Raw genomic sequence first — 228 nt, forward strand, 5'->3', positions numbered from 1 at the left:
CGAGCCCGAGCCCGGTCGTCAGCAGCAGCTCGCCGCCCTTGAGGAGGGACGCGATGTTCGGCGCCTCGCCCGCGTGCACCCAGCGCACCGTACGGTCCAGCCGGTCCGCGCAGGCGACCACCTCCGGCAGCCCGCCCAGCAGTCCTGGCAGCTCCAGCGCCCGCCGCACGGTGATTCCGCCCTGACTGTCCATGAGGCCGGAGATTACTGGAAACGCGGCAGGGGCCC

General features: G+C 73.2%; 1 protein-coding gene. It reads right to left on the minus strand.

From position 1 onward, the window contains the following. A partial coding sequence (locus DVH02_RS33455; protein ID WP_199566513.1) for a PucR family transcriptional regulator ligand-binding domain-containing protein occupies positions 1 to 193 on the minus strand: 193 nt, incomplete at its 3' end. Positions 194 to 228 lie beyond the last annotated feature (35 nt).

This window comes from Streptomyces corynorhini (assembly GCF_003346515.1).
In the GTDB taxonomy this organism is placed as follows: domain Bacteria; phylum Actinomycetota; class Actinomycetes; order Streptomycetales; family Streptomycetaceae; genus Streptomyces; species Streptomyces corynorhini.